Raw genomic sequence first — 20,401 nt, forward strand, 5'->3', positions numbered from 1 at the left:
GTGTGGATGCGCTGCGAACCGTCACGAAAAGCATGCTGCCGTTCGTGGCGCTCTGCTTGGTGCGGCGGGAGGCGCCATCATCAGCTCGGTCGCGGGCGGAGATCCTGTCGCGGGCGCCGCAGTGGGCGCGGCGGGCGGTGCCGCTCTTGGCATGATCACTGCTGACGGAAAGCCGAGGAGAGTGAGCCGAGATCAGTATGGGCGGTCCTACTGGGTCGATGACCACGGTCGCTGGCGGTACGTTTCAGAGCATCGGCGCTAAGCTATGTGCCGTAGAGAATCCCGAAGTGGTCATGTTTCCCACGTGGCCCTTACCCGCGATCAAACCCTCTGCTGCATTCATACACTATCGAGGACCGTTTCTTCGTTCCCCCCTGAGCGTTGTCGAGAGAAATCTCTACCCGAGGCAATGCCGCTTTCCGTCCGGAGTGCCGGTGGTGCGGTGGCATCGCCATCACCAGTCGGAACCACATGGGACTGGGTCCTACATGACCTTGAAGAGGAAACGGAAGAGTGCAACGCAATGAACTGGCTGATTGCCTTTGCGGGCATTGCGATCGCTAGCCTTTGCCTTCTCTTCTTCGTAAGCTGAACATAACCCCGTCGCCGCACTCATGTGGGAAGTAGGTACGAAGCCTCTGCGAAGCAATTGGCTTGATGAGATCGGCGCAACCGTTCAGCCTTTTATCTGACCGCCTGGAAAGCGAGAGCGCCCAACTCCAAACGGATAAGCGCTCCGCCCCTGGGCGTTGTCCCCACCTTCAGCCGACCGCCGTGCAGACGCGCAATCTCTGACACTAGGTGCAGTCCGAGGCCAGCTCCGCGGCCCTTCGGGGATCCCCGACGGAAGGCCTCAACCACACGTGCGCGATCTGCGAGAGGAATGCCCGGCCCAGTGTCTGTGACCTCAATGGCATTCCCGTGCAAGAGAGCTACGTTTATCGAACATCCTTTGCCGCCATGTTCGATGGCATTCTGAACAAGGTTCGAAAGCGCCCTTTCGATTGCCAGCCTATCAGCTTGAAGCTCCTGAGACCGTTCAGCAGCGAAGCTAAGTACGCATTCGTTCGCGATCGCCAGAGGCGCAAGATCCGCCACGACTTGCTCGCACAGTGCGCGAAGGTCAACCGTTTCGCAGTGAGCCGATCCGGCACGAAGACGCTGCAAGTCCAAGAGATGTTCTGCCATGATTCCTAAACGTAGCGACGCACGAAGAAGTGCCGACTTTTCTGCGCATTCGGGTATCGACTCGGCCAGCAAGCGCACGGTAGCGATCGGCGTTCTCAACTCGTGAGCGGCCCCTGCGAGGAAGCGTTCCTGGCGATCGTAGCCTTCGCTCAGGCGGTCCAACGCGCGATTTGCCGCTTGGACAAGAGGCAGCACCTCAGAAGGAACCGCCTGCAGTGGCAAGCGGGTGTCTCTGCGCCCGATGTCTATACTTTCAGCTCGCTCCGCCGCTCGCATGACGCCTGCCAGACCGCGTTTCACGACCCAGGGGACCGCGAAGATGAATCCAATGCTTGTGAACAGCGCCATCGGCGCCATCAGAAAGAGGTAGGCCAACAACGCCCCTCGCAGCATATCCATCGTCAAGAGTGGCGCACCCGTCTTGACGATCACGTTCACACGCCCTGCCGGCGTATCCAGACGCTCAAACCGGGCTTGAGGACGACCGTTTGGCTCGACCAGATCGAGTGCTGTCCGATCGGCGCCGTCAAGCACCGTCACCAGTTTCACATACCGGTCAGGAACGTTTCCATAGACAAGGCGCTCGTTCCCATCATCGGCCACAAACCACCATCCTGGTGCGGAGCGAAGGCCGCTAGTCGAGGGAACTTCGGCAAGCCGCAGTCCGCCGTCGGGGGAGCGCTGCAGCGTTCGAGATAGTATGGAGGTACTGCGATCGCCTTCACTGTCGATGAAGCCGACTTTGGCCCAGATAACGCCAAGAAACAAAAACAGAGCCGAGATGCTCACGGCAATCTGCAGACAGATCAACTGTCGAACCAACTTCCAACGTAGAGAGGAGAACTTCATTCAGCGCGAGACTGAGCGGAGTAAGTAGCCCACACCCCGGATGGAGTGAATCTCGACCCCGGACGACAGTTCTTCGAGCTTGGCACGGAGACGGGACACGTGGGCATCCAACGTATTCGATCGAATCTCCTCGCTTTCACCAAAGACGCGCGACAAAAGGAGGCCACGCAGCACGGTTCTTCCCCGGTGCTGCATCAACGTCTCTAGCACCAACAGCTCCCGACGCGGAAGCGCCAGCGCAATGCCGTTCGAAACCACCTGTCTTGTTTCCGGATTCCAAGACAAGTGTCCCGCCACGACTGGAGGGCGGCTTCGCAAGGCCGGCCGGCGGACAAGAGCCCGCAACCGCGCCAAAAGCTCGTCAATCGCAAAGGGCTTGGCAAGGTAGTCGTCCGCTCCGTGATCCAAGCTGCGCACGCGGTCAGCGACATCGCTCATTGCCGTCAGCACCAAGACAGGCACGGCGATGGATGCGCTCTTCAAAGTACTGACGAGATCGAGGCCATCTCCGTCAGGCAATCCTCGGTCAAGCACGATGACATCATGACTTCCCTCAAGGGCAAGCAACTCGGCCTCAGCCAAGGACGATGCGAGGTCGACGACCCATTGTTGCCTGCGCAGCGAAGAAGCGATGACCTGGGCGAGGTCGGCCTCGTCCTCAACCACTAGGATTTTCACGCAGCGATTCTAGAAGGGAGCGCCGACATGGATCCGCAACGTTCGCGCAATGATCTGCTTGCGGTCACAACCTGTGGCAGTCTTAGCGCTCCGAACCCTTGAATTGGCTCACGCCCGGTAATCAGGGCCTTGAGATCGGTCGTGTTCCAAGAGGTCGCTCTGTTGCTGAGCCGGACACCGGCGGAACAAGGTCGTGCCGCGCGATTCGACGCGGAACCGGTTGAACACGACGCTCTCGGCGTCTGCTGGACAGCATTGGCCCACTTGCGTTGAATCTGGCGAAGAGACGCTCCGGGTGTCCCTGGGAGATCAGCGATCCTGATGGCGATGCGCTGGAAAATGCGAGCGGGTGACCTCGCAGGCGCGAGCGCCCCGCCATAACGGGACCGGAAAGATGCGGTCGCAAACATTGTCGGTCTCTGAGCGGCTTGGCAAAGCGCCCGACGTCCTCACGCTGGTCGATCTCGGCGTTGAGCCCTGTACTCGTGGAATGGCGTCTGCGACGGCCGTCAGGACTTATTCATGTTGCGCTATAGCGCTCGGCCGGCGTGCTGCCGCCGGTCGTTCGGAGTGCTCAAAAGAGGGTGTCCCCGACTCCACGCTGGTTCCACTAGTCCACTCAACCGTGGCATTCGTCAGTTCATAGCCGAGTATGCAAGGGACAGCGGCCGTGTGCTCGAGCGGAGCAACATCCGGAGGGAGGGACATCCAATGACTTGCTCGGAATGGACTGCGCCGACGAAGGGCTGGACTCCTCAAATGCCGCATAGGACTGTCACATCAGCGAACTGCTAAACCATCGCACGGCTGAGAGCGTTCTCAGCGTTTCGCTGAGTGCTTAGGATGTGTTCCGAAAGCAAAGCACACGACGTCTCGATGTCCCGCTTCAATGTCGCGTCCATGATCCGACGATGCTCACTCGACTTGCGCCTTGCCGCTTGGCGATGGCGCGCCGAGAAGCGCCTGTAGCGCTCAGCCTGGTCGAAAAGGCTAGCACTCCAGCGCCGCTGCCGTTCCGAGGGGCATGCCGCCAACAGCGACAGGTGAAAGGCGCGGTGGACGGCGCTCCATTCCTCGTCAAGCACTTGCGGCGCATCAGTGAGCCTGGACTCGACCTTCTCCAACCGGTGGAAGGCCGAGACGATTCCGGCTTCCCAGGCATCGTCGCCGGAACCGATCGACCCGCGCAATGCCTCGACATCCAACATCAACCGCATGTGCGTTATGTCTCTTAGATCTTCCAAAGACAGCGCCGCGACACGAAACCCTCTCCGCTCATCGGCGCGAACAATGCCTTCCTGTGCCAACCTGCTTAGCGCTTCACGCAGCGGGCTGCTAGAGAACCCATAGTGACGTTGCAGCTCGTCAAGCTTAAGTTTTCCTCCAGGGACAAATACGCCGGAAAGCACGTCATGGCGCAGGCTTCGGAACGCCTGTTCCGTCAGAGGAGCGCTGTTGTCAGTAGGAATGGTCAAAGCGGTCACGGGCCAATTCTACGCACCACACAGGTTTTGTGCTTGTCACCTCGGTATTGCATCGATCAGGGAAAACGAGCAGAACTCTGTTCTTGTGCCCAATTCTCCGTTTGTGCATAAACTCAGATTCGTGCAGTAGCTTGTTTTGGCGTGAATTCAACCCAACCCTACGGACCCAAAGATGAAACTCCTGTCCTACCACCTCGCCGGCCGCGACACCTGGGGCGTCGTGCTCGGCGACGGCGTCGCCGAACTGGCACAGCGCACCGGCCACGCCACCCTGGCCGACTTCATCGCCAGTGCCGACTTCGCGCGCCGCGATGCGCTGGTCGTGGGCCTGAAGGCCGATGCGCAACTGGGCGACATCCGCTTCCTGCCGGTGATCCCGCAGCCCGAGAAGATCGTCTGCGCAGTACGCAACTACATGGACCACCACCAGGAAGTGCTGGCCGCCGGCATGCAGCGCGAGCTGTCGGAGGAGCCGCCGATCTTCCTGCGCGTGTGGCGCTCGCAGACGCCGCACAACGGCCCCATCGTGCGCCCGCGCGTGTCCGAGACGCTGGACTGGGAGGGCGAACTGGCCGTCGTCATCGGCCAGGGCGGGCGCGACATCGCCGAAGCCGACGCGTTCAACCACGTGGCCGGCTACAGCGTCTACAACGACGCCAGCGTGCGCGAATGGCAGTTCCACGCCAAGCAGATCGCCTCGGGCAAGAACTTCGAATCCACCGGCGGCTTTGGCCCCTGGATGGTCACGGCCGACGAGATCGAGCCGGGCCGCCAACTGAAGCTGGTGACGCGCCTGAACGGCGAGACCGTGCAGTCCAGCCACACCGGCCACATGATCTTCAGCATCCCCAAGCTGATCGCCTACGCCTCGACCATCTTCACGCTGGTGCCGGGCGACGTGATCGCCACCGGCACGCCGGCCGGCGTGGGCTGGAGCCGCAAGCCGCAGTGGTTCATGAAGCCGGGCGACGTGGTCGAGGTGGAGATCGAGGCCATCGGCACGCTGCGCAACCCGGTCGTCGCGCAGGACTGAATTCCACCTTCCACCACAGGACGGCCCGCACGACGGGCCGCCGCGGAGACACGCATGCAACGACGCGACCTTCTCGCCCTGGGCGCCGCCTGGGGTGCCAGCACGGCCCTGCCGGCCCTGGCGCAGGCCTGGCCCGAACGGGCGCTCAAAATCTACCAGGGCTTCGCGCCTGGCGGCAACGCCGATGCCATCGCCCGCGCCGTTGGCGTGGAGCTCGGCAAGACGCTGGGCCAGCCCGTCGTGGTGGAGTCGCAGACGGGCGCCGGCGGAACCATCGCCGCCGGCAGCGTGGCCCGCGCCAAGCCGGATGGCTACACGCTGCTGCTGGCCACGGGTGGCCACGCAGTGGCCGGCGCGCTGTACCAGCACCTGCCCTACAGGACGGTGGCCGATTTCGAGGCCATCTCCACCGTTACCTTCTTTCCGTTCCTGGTGGTGGTGCGCGCCGACGCCCGCCTGCGCGGCTTCGGCGACGTGCTGGACGCTGCGCGGGCCAAGGCCGACGCGGTGTCGTACGGCTCGGCCGGCATCGGCTCCACCCACCACCTGGCCGGCGAACTGCTGGCCAAGATGGCCAAGGTGCCGATGCTGCACGTGCCTTACCGTGGTGACGCCGCGGCCGTCACCGCGCTGCTGTCGGGCGACGTGCCCTTCATCATCGCGCCGCCCACGGCCGTGATGTCCAACATCCAGGCCGGCAAGCTGCGCGCGCTGGCCACCACCGGCCCGCAGCGCTGGCCCGGCCTGCCGAACGTGCCCACCGTGGCCGAGCAGGGTGTGCCGGGTTATGACGTGCGCTCCTGGGCCGGCCTGCTGGCGCCCGCCGGCACACCGCGCCCCATCGTCGACCGGCTGAACGCCGACACGCACAAGGCGCTGCAGGCGCCAGCGGTGCGCCAGCGGCTGGAAGACATGGGCGGCGAGGCGCGCGGCAGCACGCCCGACGAGATGAAGGCCATGGTCACCCGCGAGCTCGAAAAATGGACCATGGTGGTGGCCGAATCGCAGATTCCACGCCAATGACGCAGTTGCCACGCCAGTGATCCGAACCCCCGAGCAATGACGCCGACGAAAGCCCGTTCATGTCCCTGATCGCCATCCGCAAACGCAGCCTGACCGTCGAGACGGTCTTCCACGAGGGCGGCCCGCCGCCTGCCGTGCCCCTGAAGCTGGCGGCCGCCTGCGCCGTCATCCGCAACCCGTATGCGGGCCGCTACGAGCCGGACCTGCTGCCTTTCATGGCCGCGCTGCGCAGCCTGGGCACGCTGCTGGCGCAAGAGCTGGTCGACACCTTGGGCCGCGAGCAGGTCGAGGTCTACAGCAAGGCCGCCATCGTCGGCGTGAACGGCGAGATGGAGCATGGTGCCGTCTGGCACGAGGCCGGCGGTTGGGCCATGCGCGCGGTGCTGGGCGAGCCCAAGGCCATCGTGCCGGCCGCCAAGGCCGTGGCCGCCACGGGCTACCGGCTCATGGTGCCGCTGCACCACATCCATGCCTGCTATGTGCGCAGCCACTACAACAGCATGGAGATCGGCATCCAGGACGCGCCGCGTCCCGACGAGATCCTGTTCGCGCTGGTGATGGGCACGGGCGGGCGCGTGCATGCGCGCCTGGGCGGCCTGGCGAAAGACCAGGTCGCCGTGCACGACGGGCAACGCTGATGCGCGCGGTCCAACTGCAGGCCCCGGGTGGCCCGGAGGTGCTGGAACTGGTCGCGCTGGCCTTGCCCGAACCGGGCCCCGGCCAGGTGCGCGTGCGCGCCGTGGCCATCGGCGCGGGCGGCCCCGACGTGCTGATCCGCAACGGCAGCTACAAGTGGATGCCGCCGATGCCGGCCATCCCGGGCAACGAGATGGCGGGCACGGTCGATGCCGTCGGCGCCGGTGTGGACGCAGCTCGCGTCGGCCAGCGCGTCCTGGTCAGCGCGCGGGAACTGCCACAGCGCGGCGGCTGCTATGCCGAGGCGATCTGCGTGCCGGCCGAGGCGCCGTTCGTGCTGCCCGATGCGATCGCTTTCGACGACGCCGTGATCCTTGGAAACTTCCAGCTTGCTATCGCGCTGCTGGCCAGCAACGGCAATGCGCCGGCGCAGGCGATCCTGGTTCCGGGCGCGGCCGGCGGCGTGGCCACGGCCCTAGCCCAGGTGGCGCGTGAGCGTGGCCTGCGGGTGATCGGCACGGCCTCGACGCCGGAGAAGCAGGCCTTCGCGCTGGCCCACGGCGTGGATGTGCTGGTGGACGGCGATCCCGCGCGCATTGCCGAGCAGGTGATGGCGCAGACCGGTGGCCGCGGCGTGGACCTGGCCTTCGACCACCTGGGCGGCGCGCTGTTCACGGCCTGCCTGCATGCGCTGGCGCCCTCGGGCATGCTCGTCTCCTACAACATCGTGCAGGGCCCGCCCAGCGCCGACGTGTTCGACACACTGCGCCAGCTGCTGGGCCGCAGCCTCGCGGTGCGCACCTTCTCGATCCACGCGGTGGACGCGGACCGCACGTTGCGCCGCGGCCTCATGGAGCAGGCCATCGCGCTGATGGCCGCAGGCCGCGTGCGCGCGCCCCGCGCGAGCCGCTTTCCGCTGGCCGAGGCGCGCCAGGTGCACCAGCTGCTGGACCAAGGCGGCACGCTCGGCAAGATCGTGCTGCACCCCTGAACGCCGGAGACACCATGGACACCTCCTACCAACCCAACCTGTCGCACTGCGGCATCTTCTGCCGTGACGTCGAGACCATGCAGCGCTTTTACTGCGGCGTGTTCGACATGCAGGAGACCGACCGCGGCGTGGGCTTCACCTTCCCGTTCACCATCGTGTTCCTGAGTGGGCGCAACGACCAGCACCACCAGCTGGCGCTGGCGTCGAGCCGCGGGCCGGACAGCCCCAGCACCGTGATGCAGCTCTCGTTCAAGGTGCAGACCATCGACCACCTGCGCGAAGCGCGTAAGCGGGCCCTCGCCCTGGGCGCGACCAAGATGCGTGGCCTCAACCATGGCAACGCGCTGTCTATCTACTGCCTGGACCCGGAAGACAACACGGTGGAGGTCTACCTCGACACGCCCTGGTATGTGAGCCAACCGCACGGCGACCCGCTGGACATCGACCTGGACGATGCCGAGATCTGGGCTGAAACCGATCGCATCGTGCGCACCGATCCCAGCTTCATGCCCTTGGAGGAGTGGAGCCGCCGCTTTGCTGCGCGCAATGCCGCGGCCCAGGCGGCACTGCGCGGCTGAACAGAACCCGCTTTAGGGCTGTTGTTTCACGCGCTGCGGGCGCACCACTAAGCTGGGCTCCAGAAGCGTTCGCATTCCAATGGGTCAAACGGGTCCAATCAAACCAGCGCAGCGATCGCCCTGCCCACGTCGTCAGTCCCCGCCTTCCCACCCAAATCACGGGTACGCGGCCCATCCTTGAGTACCTGCTCTATCGCCTCGACGATCGAATCGTGAGGCGCACGTAGGCCCAGAAAGTCAAGCATGAGCGCGGCTGACCAGATCATCGCTATCGGGTTGGCGATGTTCTGGCCGAAGATGTCGGGCGCCGAGCCGTGCACGGGCTCGAACAGCGAGGGGAAGTTACGCTCAGGGTTCAGGTTGGCCGAGGGCGCGAGGCCGATGGTGCCGGTGCAGGCCGGGCCCAGGTCAGAGAGGATGTCGCCGAACAGGTTGCTGGCCACGACCACGTCGAAGCGCTGCGGCTGCAGGACGAAGCGCGCGGTCAGGATGTCGATGTGCTGCTTGTCGACCTTGACCTCGGGGAAGGCCTGGCCCACCGCGTCGGCGCGACCATCCCACCACGGCATGCTGATAGCGATGCCGTTGCTCTTGGTCGCCACCGTCAGGTGCTTGCGCGGGCGCGACTGGGCGAGCTCGAACGCATACCGCAGCACGCGGTCGGTACCGAAGCGGCTGAACACCGACTCCTGGATCACGATTTCGCGCTCCGTGCCGGGGTACATGGTGCCGCCCAGGTTGGTGTACTCGCCCTCGGTGTTCTCGCGCACGATGTAGAAATCGATGTCGCCGGGTTTGCAGCCTGCCAGCGGACACGGCACCCCATCGAACAAGCGCGCTGGCCTGAGGTTGATGTATTGATCAAACTCGCGGCGAAACTTCAGCAGGGAACCCCAGAGCGATACGTGGTCGGGTACCGCATCCGGCCAACCTACTGCACCAAACAGGATGGCGTCGTAGCCCTGCAACTGACTCTTCCAGTCGTCCGGCATCATTTGACCGTGGCGCAAATGGTAGTCGCAGCTAGCCCATTCGATGTCGGTGATCTCGAGCGCAAACTTGAAACGCTCGGCAACAGCACGAAGAACACGCAGCCCTTCGGGCATGACTTCCTTGCCGATGCCATCGCCCGGTATGGCTGCAATTCTTAGTTTCTTCATGGCTTTGCTTTCCAGTGATTTTGATATGAGAGCCAGGCCGCCGCAGGGTCGGCTTGCGCAAGGGGCCTGGGCCCTCGTCGGCACAGCGACGCCGCGCGCCGGAAGCTATCAAGCCAGCGACCGCTTCGGCGCAAAGAGCCGCTTAGGAATGCGGCAGCCTACTCAACTACGATGTTGCGAAGCTCACCGACGCCTTCAACGTAGGCAGTGACCACGTCGCCCACATTGAGGCAACGCGGAGGTTTGGAAGCGAAGCCAACGCCCTTTGGGGTACCCGTCGCAATGATGTCGCCTGGCTCCAGCGTCATGCCCGCTGAGAGCTGGGCGATGATGGATTGGACGGTGAAGATCATTTCCTCGGTGCTTGCTGCCTGACGCTCCTCTCCATTCACAGAAAGCCCCAGCTTCAGCGCATTCGGGTTCTCGATGGCGTCCTTGTGCGTGATCACTGGACCCATCGGACAAGACGTGTCAAGACTCTTTCCCTTGAACCATTGCCCATGACGCTTCTGCAAGTCGCGCGCAGTAATGTCGTTGATCACCGTATAGCCAAACACATGATCCAAGGCGTCTTTCTCCGAAATCCCTCGGCCTGCTTTTCCAATCACGACGCCCAGTTCCACCTCGTAATCCAAGCTCATTGTCAAACTTCCATGGCGCATCACGTTCGAGCCGTGCGCAACCACTGAAGTAGGAGGCTTTGTAAAAACCTCAATTGCCTCGGGAAAGCTGTCGATAGGCCTTCCGTTGGCGATGTTTCCTTCGATGATGTGTTCGCGATAGTTCCGCCCGATGCAGAACACGTTCTTCTGCGGCTTTAGCGGCGGCTCGTATGTGATCTCGTTCAACAAGAGACGGTAACGGGCCGACTCGGGAGTCTTCAGAGCACTGCTGATCGCCGCCATGCTTGTTGCCCCACCGTGGATCAGTGCCTCCATGGACTGCGGCAGAGTGCCAATCTCCTTGCCGTCTGGCGACTGGGCCAACGCGGTGACATCCAAGAGCTGGTCGTTATCCAAAATCACGCCCAGGTGCACCATGGATCCGTGGAGACGTTTGAAAGAAACAAGTTTCATGATGAAAACTACAGAAAGTTAAGGCAATCAGTGCTGCGCAAGACTGTTCGAACCGTCGAGTCGCCGGAGCTGACGGTCATTCTGTATCTCACGCAGCTGCGTAGGCGCCTAGCCGTTGTGCACTCAAGCTCGACCCGCGCAAGCATCGGGTCAAAAATGCGGCTAAGCCTGCAACAGGGTCGATGCGTTCAGCAAGTCGGGCAGGATCTCAATACCTTCCCCGGATTCATAACATTCTCCGGATCGATGCTGGTCTTGATCATCTGCATCAAAGCGATGTCCACGTCGGACTTGAACCGCTCAAGATCCTCAACGTGACAGAAGCCAATGCCATGCTCAGCGCTGATGCTTCCATCAAATCGAGAAGCGGCCTCGTAAGCGATCGAGTTCACTTTGGCGGCGGCCGCTTCACGAACGTCCGATGAGTCGTAATGCTTGCGATCGAGAATCGCTACCACATGAATGTTCCCATCCCCCACATGGCCGCAATGCACAACACGGCAGGCAGGGATCTCTTCGTTCAAGCGACCGGTCACCACTCGCAGGAACTCTGGCAGTGAAGAAACCGGCACCGAGGTGTCCGTCGGAATTGAGAATCCTGCGTGAACGTTGGACTCCGATGTGCTGTGTCGTAGTTCCCAGATCTTGCTAGCTTGGCTTTCGCTTTGCGCGATCACGGCGTCTTCGACCAGCTTCCTGTCAAAGGCCTCTTCCAACACTCTCTCGAAGCTTGACTCTGGACTCCAGTCCTCCGCGCTTTCGGCCAACTCGACCATCACGTACCAAGGCGCATTCAGCGGCATGGGAGACTGCCGACCGGCCGGATGTTCACCGACGACCTGTATCTGTTCAGCGGACATTAGTTCGAACGCTTCGACACAGTTCCCTAACCTCTCTTGGAAGAGTCGCAACAGGCCCACGGCGCTCTCCACATCGCGCAATGCAACCATGGCAGTTCCGCTCCTGCGCAGCCGGGGAAACAGCTTCAAGGAAGCAGCGGTGATGATTCCGAGACTCCCTTCTGACCCGATAAACAGCTGCTTCAGGTCGTATCCTGTGTTGTCTTTTCGCAGAGACCTGAGCCCCGACCAAATGCGACCGTCAGGAAGAACCACTTCGAGCCCCAGGACCAGATCGCGCATGTTCCCGTAGCGCAGGACACCCGTGCCACCGGCGTTGGTTGCGATCAAACCTCCGACCTCGCAGCTTCCCACGCTGCCAAGAAGCAACGGAAACTGCCTTTGTGCAGCGTTCGCTGCATCCCGCAGCGTCGACAGGACGCATCCGGCTTCGACCGTCAGGGAGTTGTTCAACGCATCAATCTTCCTTATCCCGTTCATCCGGGAGAGGTTGATGATCAACGAGGGTTGATCCCTCGGAGCGATTGCGCCCCCAACCAAGCCGGTGTTGCCTCCCTGAGGGACCACAGCGACCCCATTCTTAGCGCAAAGGCGAACCAGATCGGAGACCTGTTCTGTGGCTTTGGGAAATGCGACACCCATGGCTCGGGATTTCCACCGCTTCCGCCAATCGGTGAAGTACGGCTCTACGTCGATCTCTTCGACCAGAATACCGGTAGGAGAAACGATCGCCGCAACGTCCGAAAGGAACGTCGTCAATGTGTTCTTCAGTGTCATACCTTGCAGCTGGCTTCGCGAGCGCTGTTCATAAGGGAGGATCGACTACAACAAGCTTCAAGCTACGGCGGAGCTCGTCCGCGGAGTGCGCCCCTCTCGTGCCCTGAGCGAGGCCACGCGCTTTCCATCGCTGGAGATCTCGACGCCGTAGGCTTCAAGAGCTGCGCTGGGGGAGACGAGGCCGTCGCGGACATCCCGGAGCACCGCGTCGGGATCTCGGTCAAACGGCGAACCCCATCCCCCACCGGCTGCTGAGCTCATTGACAGACGAAATGGCCCCAGTTGCATGAGCCCGTACTGTGGGCACTCGACCGCCTGGCCACTGGCCGTTTCGATCAACTTCAGTTCGCCCTTCGCGCCCCAATCCCCACCGTTGACGCCACAGCCGGTCTGTCTGTGCAGTCCCTCACCTCTCGAATTGTTCTCCACAGGGACGAGCGTCTCGACCTCATAGTCCACACCCGGTCCTCCGCGGAACTCACCCGCGCCTGCGGCGTCGCATCGCATCTCTTGTCGGTGGATCTTGATAGGGTAGGCATGCTCATACCCCTCCACGTTCGGGATCGTCAGTCCACCCAGGGTCGTTTGGTGGCTGATCATGGAGAAACCGTCACGACCGTTGATGGCGCCCCCGCCTTGACTTGAGTGCCAGTGGTACAAGACGAACCTTTCTCCCGCAAGGTTCCTTCCACTGGACACCGGGTACGACGACTTGCCCCAGCCTGCACAAGCGTTCTCTGGCTGGATTTTGGCCAGCGCATCCCAGCATGCGTTCATGATGTCTTGTGCAGGAAACATCGTGTTCATCGTCATCGGGGCAGGCGCCATAGCGTTGACGGTGGTTCCCTCCGGAGCCACGATGCTTACCGCTCTGAACGCGCCTTCGTTGCGCGGAATATCTTCTGGGAGAAAGGAGGCCAGGGCTACGTACACGCACGAATAGGTGTTTGCTAAGCTGCTGTTCTTGAATCCTCTGATCTGGGGCGACGTGCCGGTGAAGTCGAACGTGATGGTGTCTGACGACTTCGTCACCTTGACATGGGTTTCAACGTCGACCCGCGAGAAGCAGTCGTTGTCGCTCATGTCATAGCCTGTCCAAACGCCCTCCGGCATCTTCGCCAGCGCTTGACGCATGCGGCGATCTCCGTAGTTCAGCAGCTCGTCGAGATAGGCAAGGCCCTGCTCAAGACCCAGTTCACCAATCACGGAAGCCATTCGGTCGGCGCCCACACGCGTCGTGCCCAGCATCGCACCCAAGTCGCCTTCCATCAGATCTGGGGTGCGCGAGTTCAACAGGAGCAGTCGCCACAAGTCGTCGCGCCGCTTGCCCTTTTCGATCAGACGCAGCACTGGTAATCGGATCCCTTCGTGGAAGATCTCTGTGGCAGCCGTGTTGTACGTGCCGGCCGCCCCGCCGCCGATGTCCGACTGGTGCGCCAGATTGCTCGAGAAGCCCACGTGCACGCCATCGACAAAGACAGGTTCAATCATCTTCCAATCTGGAAGGTGGTTGCCACCCGCTTCGTAGGGGTCACTCAAAAGAAAGACATCGCCGGGATGAATGTCGCCGCCGAAGTCTCTGAGCACTGCCCGTACACCGAAGCCGCCGCCGCCCGAATGGATCGGTAGCCCATCGGCTTGGGCCACGGTAGAGCCGTGTCTGTCGCTTAGAAAGCAAGAGAAATCGTGGCTTTGGCTAAAGATCGGGCTGCGCGCGGTGCGCGTCATGATCGTGCCCATCTGCAACGTGATGTGGTTGAGCTGGCGCTGAAGAATGGCCAGCGCCACCGGATCGCACTTGAAGGATGTGACTGCAGTCATCATTCTGTCCGTTTCCTATGTTGAATAGAGCTGTTGGTACGAGATAGCGACATCAAGCGGATGCGTCGTCGTACGAGAGTCTGATGCTGTAATTGCCTGCGGGCGTGATCTCCAATGTGTCGTTCACCCCGATCGCAATCGTCGTCGTCACCTCTTCGATGATGGCAGGCCCCGCGAGCCTCTGACCACTCGAAAGCCCTCTTCCGTCGTAGACAGGAACGGACACGAATCCTTCCTTCTTGCCAACCCATACTTGGCGCCACTCGATTGGCATCGGCGCTTCACCCACCCGCGCGTTTTCATGGGATAGCAGCGGCGGAATCTTGCCCACGCCAGCGACCCGCAAGTTGACGACCTCGATTCGGCCATTGTTCTGCGCGTAACCGTAGAGGCGAACGTACTCGCGTTCAAACTCTTGGCGGACTTCGATCGGATCGATTGCTGAGGTGGTCACTGCCACCGTGCGGTCTTGCCCGTAGTAGCGCAAGTCGTATTGGCGAACCAGCTTCACGTCTTTCCCGACAAACCCTTCGCTGGCAAGCAATGCGACCGCCTCAGCCTCCATCGCCTGGAACACTTCGCGCGCAGCATCCCATTGCGCGGCGGGCGCATCGAGGTTCTTGAGCCAGCTGCGGACGTAGTCGTGGCGGATGTCCGAGTTGCACATGCCGAATGCACAGAACACCCCAGCCAACCTGGGGACGTAGAGCCCTCCGCATCCCACCAAGCGCGCGGAGGCCGCACCGTGGAGTGGACCTGCCCCCCCTGCGGCAACCATCGTGAAGTTTCGTGGGTTGTAGCCACGTTCCAGCGTCGCCTTCTCTACCGCATGCTGAATGTGTTGCTCGACCAGCTGGATGATGCCGGCCGCCCCTTCTTCGACGCTAATCCCCAGAGGGCCCGCAACATGCTCTTGGACCGCGGCTCGCGCCTTCTCAAGGTCCAGCACAATGGCCCCGTTCGCGTAGGGGCCCGGCTTCAGGCGCCCGAGAATGAGTTGTGCGTCCGTGACGGTTGGTCGAGTCCCTCCTCTTCCATAGCAGGCGGGGCCGGGCGTCGAGCCTGCGCCCTCCGGCCCAGCCTTCAGCATCCCCGCGCTGTCGACGGAAGCGATCGTGCCGCCTCCAGCACCGACCGTGAGGATGTCAACCGCGGGGATCGCCATGTGGTACCCGTCGATCACGACTTGGTCGGTCATTGAGATTGCGCCGTTGTCCATGAGGGTCACGTCGCAGCTCGTGCCACCGACCTCGATGGCGACCAGTTGCGCCGCCTTGATGTCGTCTGCGTAGAACTTCAATGACCCTACGCCAGCAGCCGGGCCAGATAGGACCAACGTGACAGGTGAACTTGAGACAGCATCGATGCTGATGGCACCGCCGTTGGACTGGACCATCAGAAGTTCGCGCTTCAGGCCTCGCTCCTTCAGGTTGTTGCTCAAGCTGCTGAGGTATGGCACGACGCGTGGCGCGACATAGGCGTTCACCACCGTCGTCATGCAGCGCTCGTACTCGCCGACCACAGGTGCGACGTCGGAGGACAAGGTGATCCAGACGTTCGGAAGCAGTGCTTGCAGTTCTTCCTTCGCCGCCTGCTCGTGCGCAGGGTTGGCGTAAGAATGCATGAAACAGATGGCCACTGCAGCCACACCCTCCTCCTGGAACACCTTCGCGGCGCGCAGCACCCCATCTCGGTCGAACGCCGTCCGCTCCGAGCCGTCCGCTTCCAGACGGCCTCCGACCGGCAAGCGAAGGTACCGGGGCACCAACACGGGCGGGTTGGGCTTCCTGTGATCCCAAACGTCCTCACGGATACCTCTTCGGAACTCGAGCGAATCTCGAAATCCTTCCGTGACCAGCAGGCCAACCTTGGCGCCCTTTCCTTCAAGGAGCGTGTTGGTCGCCACGGTCGATCCGTGAACGAAGAGCTCGGTGTCCGCAAGGAGCTTCCCCACGCTGCAGCCAACGTACTCGGCCGCTTTCTCTACCGCTGCGAGAACGCCGTCCGCCGGATTGGCACGAACCGAAGGAACCTTGAACGGGCGAATCTCGCTGCGACTGTCCACCAACACCAGGTCAGTGAATGTCCCTCCGATGTCCACACCAATGCGAAAAGGAGAAGCCAACATATGTATCTCTCTTGCCAACTGATTTCAAACAAAACTAGGCCCGCAGTCCTGATTGCGGTCGATCTCGCGCAGCGTCTGGATTCCCGCGCCCCGGCGGTCTACTTCAATGGTTGTCGCGGGGCAGTTGCTTGGCGATGCGCTGGTACCGAACCGCGGGCTCAAGGACCATGCCCGCATCCAACTGAGACATCGCACCTCGCTGAATTTCCTGCCACGGCGTTTGACTCTGTGGAACGGGATAACCGCCGGCCGCGTCCAAGTGTGCCCGGCGCGCTTGCATCTCGGCGTCCGTTAGCAGGACGTCGACACGGCACACGTTAAAGTCGATACGGAGTTTGTCCCCGCTTCGCAACAACGCCAGGTTGCCGCCTGCGGCCGCTTCTGGCGACGCGTTGAGGATGGATGGAGATCCTGACGTACCAGATTGCCGCCCGTCGCCTAAACATGGCAGGGATGTGATCCCACGCTTCAGCAGCGCAGCGGGTGGCTGCATGTTGACGACTTCAGCGGAACCGGGATACCCCACCGGGCCAGCGCCGCGCATCACAAGGGCGCAGTGTTCGTCTGCGCCCAGGTCCGGGTCTTCGATACGCGCATGGTAGTCCTCAGGGCCGTCGAACACGATCGCCCGCACCACGAAAGCCATGGGGTCCTCAGCGTTGCTCAGATAGCGACCGCGGAACTCCTCAGAGATGCCACTGGTCTTTAGGATGGCTGAGTCGAACAGGTTTCCTTGCATTACAAGGAAGCCAGCATTGGTGATCAGCGGATCCGCCAGCGGACGAATGACCTGATCGTTGAGGATCGCCGCGCCTTCCAAGTTCTCGCGCACCGTTCGACCGTTTGCGGTGATCAAGTCGGCATGCAGAAGCCCGCCTTCCAGCAGCTGTTGCATGACAGCAAGTAGACCCCCAGCGCGGTAGTAGTCCTCGCAAAGATACTCACCCGTCGGTTGCAAATTGACCAGAAGCGGCACCCCATAGCCGATCCTCTGCCATTCGCGCAGCGGCAGATCCACTCCGAGATGACGTGCCAGCGCCGTCAGATGAACGGGTGCGTTGGTGGAACCGCCGATCGCAGAGTTGACGACGATGGCGTTCTCAAACGCCTGGCGGTTCATGATGTCGGAGGGTTTGAGGTCCTCGCGGACCATGTCGACGATGCGACATCCGGTGTCGTAGGCGCTTTGCGCCCGTTGCCTGTACGGTGCAGGAATGGCAGCGCTGCCCGGCAAGCTCATGCCAAGCGCCTCAGCCAGCGCGTTCATTGTCGAAGCAGTGCCCATGGTGTTGCAGTGGCCCACTGACGGCGCTGCCTCAGAGACAATGTCGATGAACTGCCGATAGTCGATGGCGCCGGCCGCGTGATCTTTGCGGGCTTCCCAAAGGACGACCCCTGAGCCGACCCGCTTCTCCCCATTCCAACCGTTGAGCATCGGCCCCCCATTGAGCAAGATCGCCGGTATGTCAACGGTCGCGGCACCCATGAGCAGGGCGGGCGTCGTCTTGTCGCATCCGCCCAACAGCACAACGCCGTCGATGGGATAGCCATGAAGAATCTCGACCAGGGTCAGGTACTGCAGATTGCGGTCCAGCCCCGCGGTCGGCCGCTTCAGCGTCTCCTGAATCGGGTGCACCGGAAACTCAAAAGGTACGCCTCCAGAGGCAATGATTCCGTCGCGCACCCGCTTTGCGAGCTCAAGATGGTGGCGGTTGCAAGGCGCGATGTCGGAGCCGGTTTGCGCTATGCCGATGATTGGTCTTCCCGAGCGAAGTTCAGCGCGAGTGAAGCCGAAGTTGAACTGCCGCTCCAAGTAGAGCGCGGTCATCCCGGGATTGTGTTGGTTGTCGAACCATTGACGGGACCGTAGCGGTTTGGACGAATCGTTCGCGTTCATTGAACACTCTTTCATCTGTATCGTGTCTGAGTTGGATAGGGCAAGGCGGGCGCCGCTTACGGTGGGAGCCTGGAGTTGGCCGCAGGTAGGTGGGCGTGCACGCGCGCTCAGTAAAGTCCGCGCTCCCGGGACTGCAACCGGACCAGTCCAAGCATCGCGTCCACGAATGGCGTCGGCTCATCCACGAGGCGCGCCACCTCGGTGACCGATGTCACCAACGCGTCGATCTCCAGAGGCCGCCTCGCCTCAACGTCTTGCAACATGGAGCTCTTGAACGCCCCAAGTGATCTGAGCAGGTCATGGCGGTCCTGCGGCGTTTCTTTGATCTCGATGCCGAGACGGGCGCCCACTCGCTTGGCTTCTTCCATGACGCTCGCGGCAAAGCGCCAGACGAGCTCGTCGCCGATGATGCGATCGATGGTGGCGCCGGTGAGCGCGCTGATGGGGTTGATGGTCAGGTTCCCCCACAACTTGTACCAAGTCGGCGACTGGATGAAAGCCGACAGGTGGGTTTCACACCCTGCTCGCTGCAAGACCTCTCCAAGTCTCTCGACCCTTTGCGACACGCCTCCGGTCGGTTCGCCGATGTACAGCGCCTTGCCGGCATGGTGCCTTACGACACCGGGCGCATCGAGCTGGCAGCTTGCATGGACGACGCATCCGATCACGTGCTCCATGGGAATCGCGTTCGCGATGAGTCCACCAGGATCTACGGACTGCAGTCCCGTCCGCGCAAGCGGACCCTTGATGCCTTGAAAGAACCACCATGGCAGGCCGTTCATAGCGGTAAGCACCATGGTGTCAGCGCCAACTAGGGATCCAAGGGATCGAGCAACGTCCAACAGCGAGGGGGCCTTTACAGCGATCACGACCAGGTCTTGGGCACCAAGGTTCGCTGGATCGTCTGTGGCGTTGACCCGCACGCGCACGGTCCGCCCCTCTTGGTTGAGCGTCAGCCCTTCATGCTGCAGCACCTGTAGCGTGCGACCGCGCGCCACCGCGCTCACCTCCGCGCCAGATTCTGCAAGCAGGGCGCCCAGCCATCCGCCGATGGCACCAACGCCGTAGATGGTTACCTTCATACCAACTCCATGTAGCCTCGTGCGCACCAAACTGGAGGTGTCCGTGAAGAACTTCCTGGTGGGGCCGCTGATGCAGCGGCCGCGACGTGACAGATTTGTTCAGTGCCGTGCAGCTTCGGCAGCCTTGATCAACTTGTCAGTCCACTCTTTGCTGACCGAGGTTTCCAGGTACTTGCGCACCGGAGGTTGGGCCACCGCGCGGAACCGATCGATCTCAGCCGGCGTGAGCTCGGTCACTGTCATCCCTTTGCTCGACAGCACCTCTTTCGCAGACATGTCCAGCTCGCGGGCGATGTCCCGGTGGATCTTGATGGCGATCTGGCTGCCCTCATCCAGCGCCGCCTTCTCGACTGGCGTCAAACCCTTGTAGAACCGATCGTTGACCAAGTAGGCGAACTGGCCGTACACATGGCCGTCCAGCGTAACGTGTTTCTGGGATTGGTACAGGCTGGCCGAAAGGATCGTCATGACCGCGTTCTCTTGACCATCGGCCGTTCCCTGCGCGAGCGCCGTCGGGGTTTCACTCCAATCGATGGCGGTGGGACTGGCGCCGAACGCGTTGATCATCTCGATGAAAACGGGACTGGGTTGAACACGGATCTTGAGACCTTTCAAGTCTTCTGGTGTCTTGATTGGGCGCTTGGAGTTGGTGAAGTGACGCAAGCCATTGTCAGCAAATCCTTCCAGCCGGATTCCCGTCTTCTTTAGGAAGTCATCTCCCAGCGCCTTACCGAACTCGCCGTCCAACACTTTGTACGCATGGGCATGGCTGTCGAAGACAAACGGCATTCCAAAGATGTTGAAGTTCTTGTAGATGCTGGAGATTCCTCCCTCGTGCACCGTGGCGTACTGCACGCTGCCCAGTCGCAGCCCCTCCATGATCTGCTGTGCAGTGCCGAGCTGACCCGCCGGGTAGATCTGCACCTTCAATGAGCCATTGGTCTTCTTCTCGACGTGCTCTTTGAATGCGACAGCGGCGGCGTGGTTTGACATTTCCATCTTGGCGGGATGGAAATGCGCGTATCGGATGATCTTCTCTGCTTGCGCGGGGAAGGACGCGAAGGCGGACAACATTGCCGTACAGAGCACGGCACGCATGGCGTAGGCGACTTTCATTTCAACGTTCCTTTCGGTGGGGGA

The 20,401-nt window shown here is 61.9% G+C and carries 16 protein-coding genes; 5 read left to right on the forward strand and 11 right to left on the reverse strand.

Annotated elements, in window-relative coordinates; all coding sequences use genetic code 11:
- Nucleotides 1-684: 684 nt before the first annotated feature.
- The 3 genes from ASF45_RS34615 to ASF45_RS17515 form a co-directional block, all read right to left on the reverse strand.
- The gene (locus tag ASF45_RS34615) at nucleotides 685-2,037 is read right to left on the reverse strand and encodes a HAMP domain-containing sensor histidine kinase (protein WP_082551085.1); all 1,353 of its coding nucleotides are present in this window, start codon (nucleotides 2,035-2,037) and stop codon (nucleotides 685-687) included.
- Entirely contained in the window at nucleotides 2,038-2,715 is a 678-nt protein-coding gene (locus ASF45_RS17510) for a response regulator transcription factor (protein ID WP_056665283.1), read from the reverse strand.
- 791 nt (nucleotides 2,716-3,506) lie between these two features.
- Nucleotides 3,507-4,199: a GntR family transcriptional regulator gene (locus ASF45_RS17515; protein ID WP_156473054.1), complete on the reverse strand. Its 693-nt coding sequence runs from the start codon at nucleotides 4,197-4,199 to the stop codon at nucleotides 3,507-3,509.
- Nucleotides 4,200-4,371: 172 nt separating this feature from the next.
- Between ASF45_RS17515 and ASF45_RS17520 the strand changes: the two genes are divergently transcribed.
- Genes ASF45_RS17520 through ASF45_RS17540 form a run of 5 tightly spaced genes read left to right on the forward strand, consistent with a single transcriptional unit; the run spans nucleotide 4,372 to nucleotide 8,460 of the window.
- Nucleotides 4,372-5,232: a fumarylacetoacetate hydrolase family protein gene (locus ASF45_RS17520; protein WP_056665285.1), complete on the forward strand. Its 861-nt coding sequence runs from the start codon at nucleotides 4,372-4,374 to the stop codon at nucleotides 5,230-5,232.
- A gap of 54 nt (nucleotides 5,233-5,286) precedes the next feature.
- Nucleotides 5,287-6,255: a tripartite tricarboxylate transporter substrate binding protein gene (locus tag ASF45_RS17525; RefSeq protein ID WP_056665286.1), complete on the forward strand. Its 969-nt coding sequence runs from the start codon at nucleotides 5,287-5,289 to the stop codon at nucleotides 6,253-6,255.
- 59 nt (nucleotides 6,256-6,314) lie between these two features.
- Nucleotides 6,315-6,893, forward strand: coding sequence for an amino acid synthesis family protein (locus tag ASF45_RS17530; protein ID WP_056665288.1), 579 nt, complete (start codon nucleotides 6,315-6,317; stop codon nucleotides 6,891-6,893).
- Nucleotides 6,893-7,882, forward strand: coding sequence for a zinc-dependent alcohol dehydrogenase family protein (locus ASF45_RS17535; RefSeq protein ID WP_056665290.1), 990 nt, complete (start codon nucleotides 6,893-6,895; stop codon nucleotides 7,880-7,882). The genes ASF45_RS17530 and ASF45_RS17535 overlap by 1 nt, the downstream gene beginning before the upstream one ends.
- Nucleotides 7,883-7,896: 14 nt before the next feature.
- Nucleotides 7,897-8,460: a VOC family protein gene (locus tag ASF45_RS17540; RefSeq protein WP_056665292.1), complete on the forward strand. Its 564-nt coding sequence runs from the start codon at nucleotides 7,897-7,899 to the stop codon at nucleotides 8,458-8,460.
- A 98-nt stretch (nucleotides 8,461-8,558) separates the two neighbouring features.
- Here the strand turns inward: ASF45_RS17540 and ASF45_RS17545 are convergent, their stop codons facing one another.
- From ASF45_RS17545 to ASF45_RS17580, 8 genes are all read right to left on the reverse strand, one after another.
- Nucleotides 8,559-9,620, reverse strand: coding sequence for a tartrate dehydrogenase (locus tag ASF45_RS17545; protein ID WP_056665294.1), 1,062 nt, complete (start codon nucleotides 9,618-9,620; stop codon nucleotides 8,559-8,561).
- 158 nt (nucleotides 9,621-9,778) lie between these two features.
- A complete protein-coding gene (locus ASF45_RS17550; protein ID WP_056665296.1) occupies nucleotides 9,779-10,696 on the reverse strand; it encodes a fumarylacetoacetate hydrolase family protein in 918 nt (305 codons plus the stop codon).
- A 188-nt stretch (nucleotides 10,697-10,884) separates the two neighbouring features.
- Entirely contained in the window at nucleotides 10,885-12,333 is a 1,449-nt protein-coding gene (locus tag ASF45_RS17555; RefSeq protein WP_063887708.1) for an FAD-binding oxidoreductase, read from the reverse strand.
- Nucleotides 12,334-12,390: 57 nt separating this feature from the next.
- On the reverse strand, nucleotides 12,391-14,157 hold the full coding sequence (locus ASF45_RS17560) for a hydantoinase B/oxoprolinase family protein (protein WP_200932171.1): 1,767 nt from the start codon (nucleotides 14,155-14,157) through the stop codon (nucleotides 12,391-12,393).
- 49 nt (nucleotides 14,158-14,206) lie between these two features.
- On the reverse strand, nucleotides 14,207-16,282 hold the full coding sequence (locus tag ASF45_RS17565; RefSeq protein ID WP_056665300.1) for a hydantoinase/oxoprolinase family protein: 2,076 nt from the start codon (nucleotides 16,280-16,282) through the stop codon (nucleotides 14,207-14,209).
- A 103-nt stretch (nucleotides 16,283-16,385) separates the two neighbouring features.
- A complete protein-coding gene (locus tag ASF45_RS17570; protein WP_056665303.1) occupies nucleotides 16,386-18,179 on the reverse strand; it encodes an IlvD/Edd family dehydratase in 1,794 nt (597 codons plus the stop codon).
- Between the two features lie 107 nt (nucleotides 18,180-18,286).
- The gene (locus ASF45_RS17575; RefSeq protein ID WP_056665305.1) at nucleotides 18,287-19,261 is read right to left on the reverse strand and encodes a 2-dehydropantoate 2-reductase; all 975 of its coding nucleotides are present in this window, start codon (nucleotides 19,259-19,261) and stop codon (nucleotides 18,287-18,289) included.
- Between the two features lie 99 nt (nucleotides 19,262-19,360).
- Entirely contained in the window at nucleotides 19,361-20,377 is a 1,017-nt protein-coding gene (locus ASF45_RS17580; protein WP_056665308.1) for a DctP family TRAP transporter solute-binding subunit, read from the reverse strand.
- Nucleotides 20,378-20,401 lie beyond the last annotated feature (24 nt).

The organism is Pseudorhodoferax sp. Leaf265, assembly GCF_001422365.1.
In the GTDB taxonomy this organism is placed as follows: domain Bacteria; phylum Pseudomonadota; class Gammaproteobacteria; order Burkholderiales; family Burkholderiaceae_C; genus Pseudorhodoferax.

What these genes read in the sequence shown, in the direction of transcription:
- ASF45_RS17530 (WP_056665288.1), top strand. Translation starts at nt 6,315, where the DNA reads ATGTCCCTGATCGCCATCCGCAAACGCAGCCTGACCGTCGAGACGGTC.
- ASF45_RS17540 (WP_056665292.1), top strand. Translation starts at nt 7,897, where the DNA reads ATGGACACCTCCTACCAACCCAACCTGTCGCACTGCGGCATCTTCTGC.
- ASF45_RS34615 (WP_082551085.1), bottom strand. Translation starts at nt 2,037, where the DNA reads ATGAAGTTCTCCTCTCTACGTTGGAAGTTGGTTCGACAGTTGATCTGT.
- ASF45_RS17575 (WP_056665305.1), bottom strand. Translation starts at nt 19,261, where the DNA reads ATGAAGGTAACCATCTACGGCGTTGGTGCCATCGGCGGATGGCTGGGC.
- ASF45_RS17525 (WP_056665286.1), top strand. Translation starts at nt 5,287, where the DNA reads ATGCAACGACGCGACCTTCTCGCCCTGGGCGCCGCCTGGGGTGCCAGC.
- ASF45_RS17550 (WP_056665296.1), bottom strand. Translation starts at nt 10,696, where the DNA reads ATGAAACTTGTTTCTTTCAAACGTCTCCACGGATCCATGGTGCACCTG.
- ASF45_RS17570 (WP_056665303.1), bottom strand. Translation starts at nt 18,179, where the DNA reads ATGAACGCGAACGATTCGTCCAAACCGCTACGGTCCCGTCAATGGTTC.
- ASF45_RS17565 (WP_056665300.1), bottom strand. Translation starts at nt 16,282, where the DNA reads ATGTTGGCTTCTCCTTTTCGCATTGGTGTGGACATCGGAGGGACATTC.
- ASF45_RS17545 (WP_056665294.1), bottom strand. Translation starts at nt 9,620, where the DNA reads ATGAAGAAACTAAGAATTGCAGCCATACCGGGCGATGGCATCGGCAAG.
- ASF45_RS17520 (WP_056665285.1), top strand. Translation starts at nt 4,372, where the DNA reads ATGAAACTCCTGTCCTACCACCTCGCCGGCCGCGACACCTGGGGCGTC.
- ASF45_RS17560 (WP_200932171.1), bottom strand. Translation starts at nt 14,157, where the DNA reads ATGATGACTGCAGTCACATCCTTCAAGTGCGATCCGGTGGCGCTGGCC.
- ASF45_RS17580 (WP_056665308.1), bottom strand. Translation starts at nt 20,377, where the DNA reads ATGAAAGTCGCCTACGCCATGCGTGCCGTGCTCTGTACGGCAATGTTG.
- ASF45_RS17535 (WP_056665290.1), top strand. Translation starts at nt 6,893, where the DNA reads ATGCGCGCGGTCCAACTGCAGGCCCCGGGTGGCCCGGAGGTGCTGGAA.
- ASF45_RS17555 (WP_063887708.1), bottom strand. Translation starts at nt 12,333, where the DNA reads ATGACACTGAAGAACACATTGACGACGTTCCTTTCGGACGTTGCGGCG.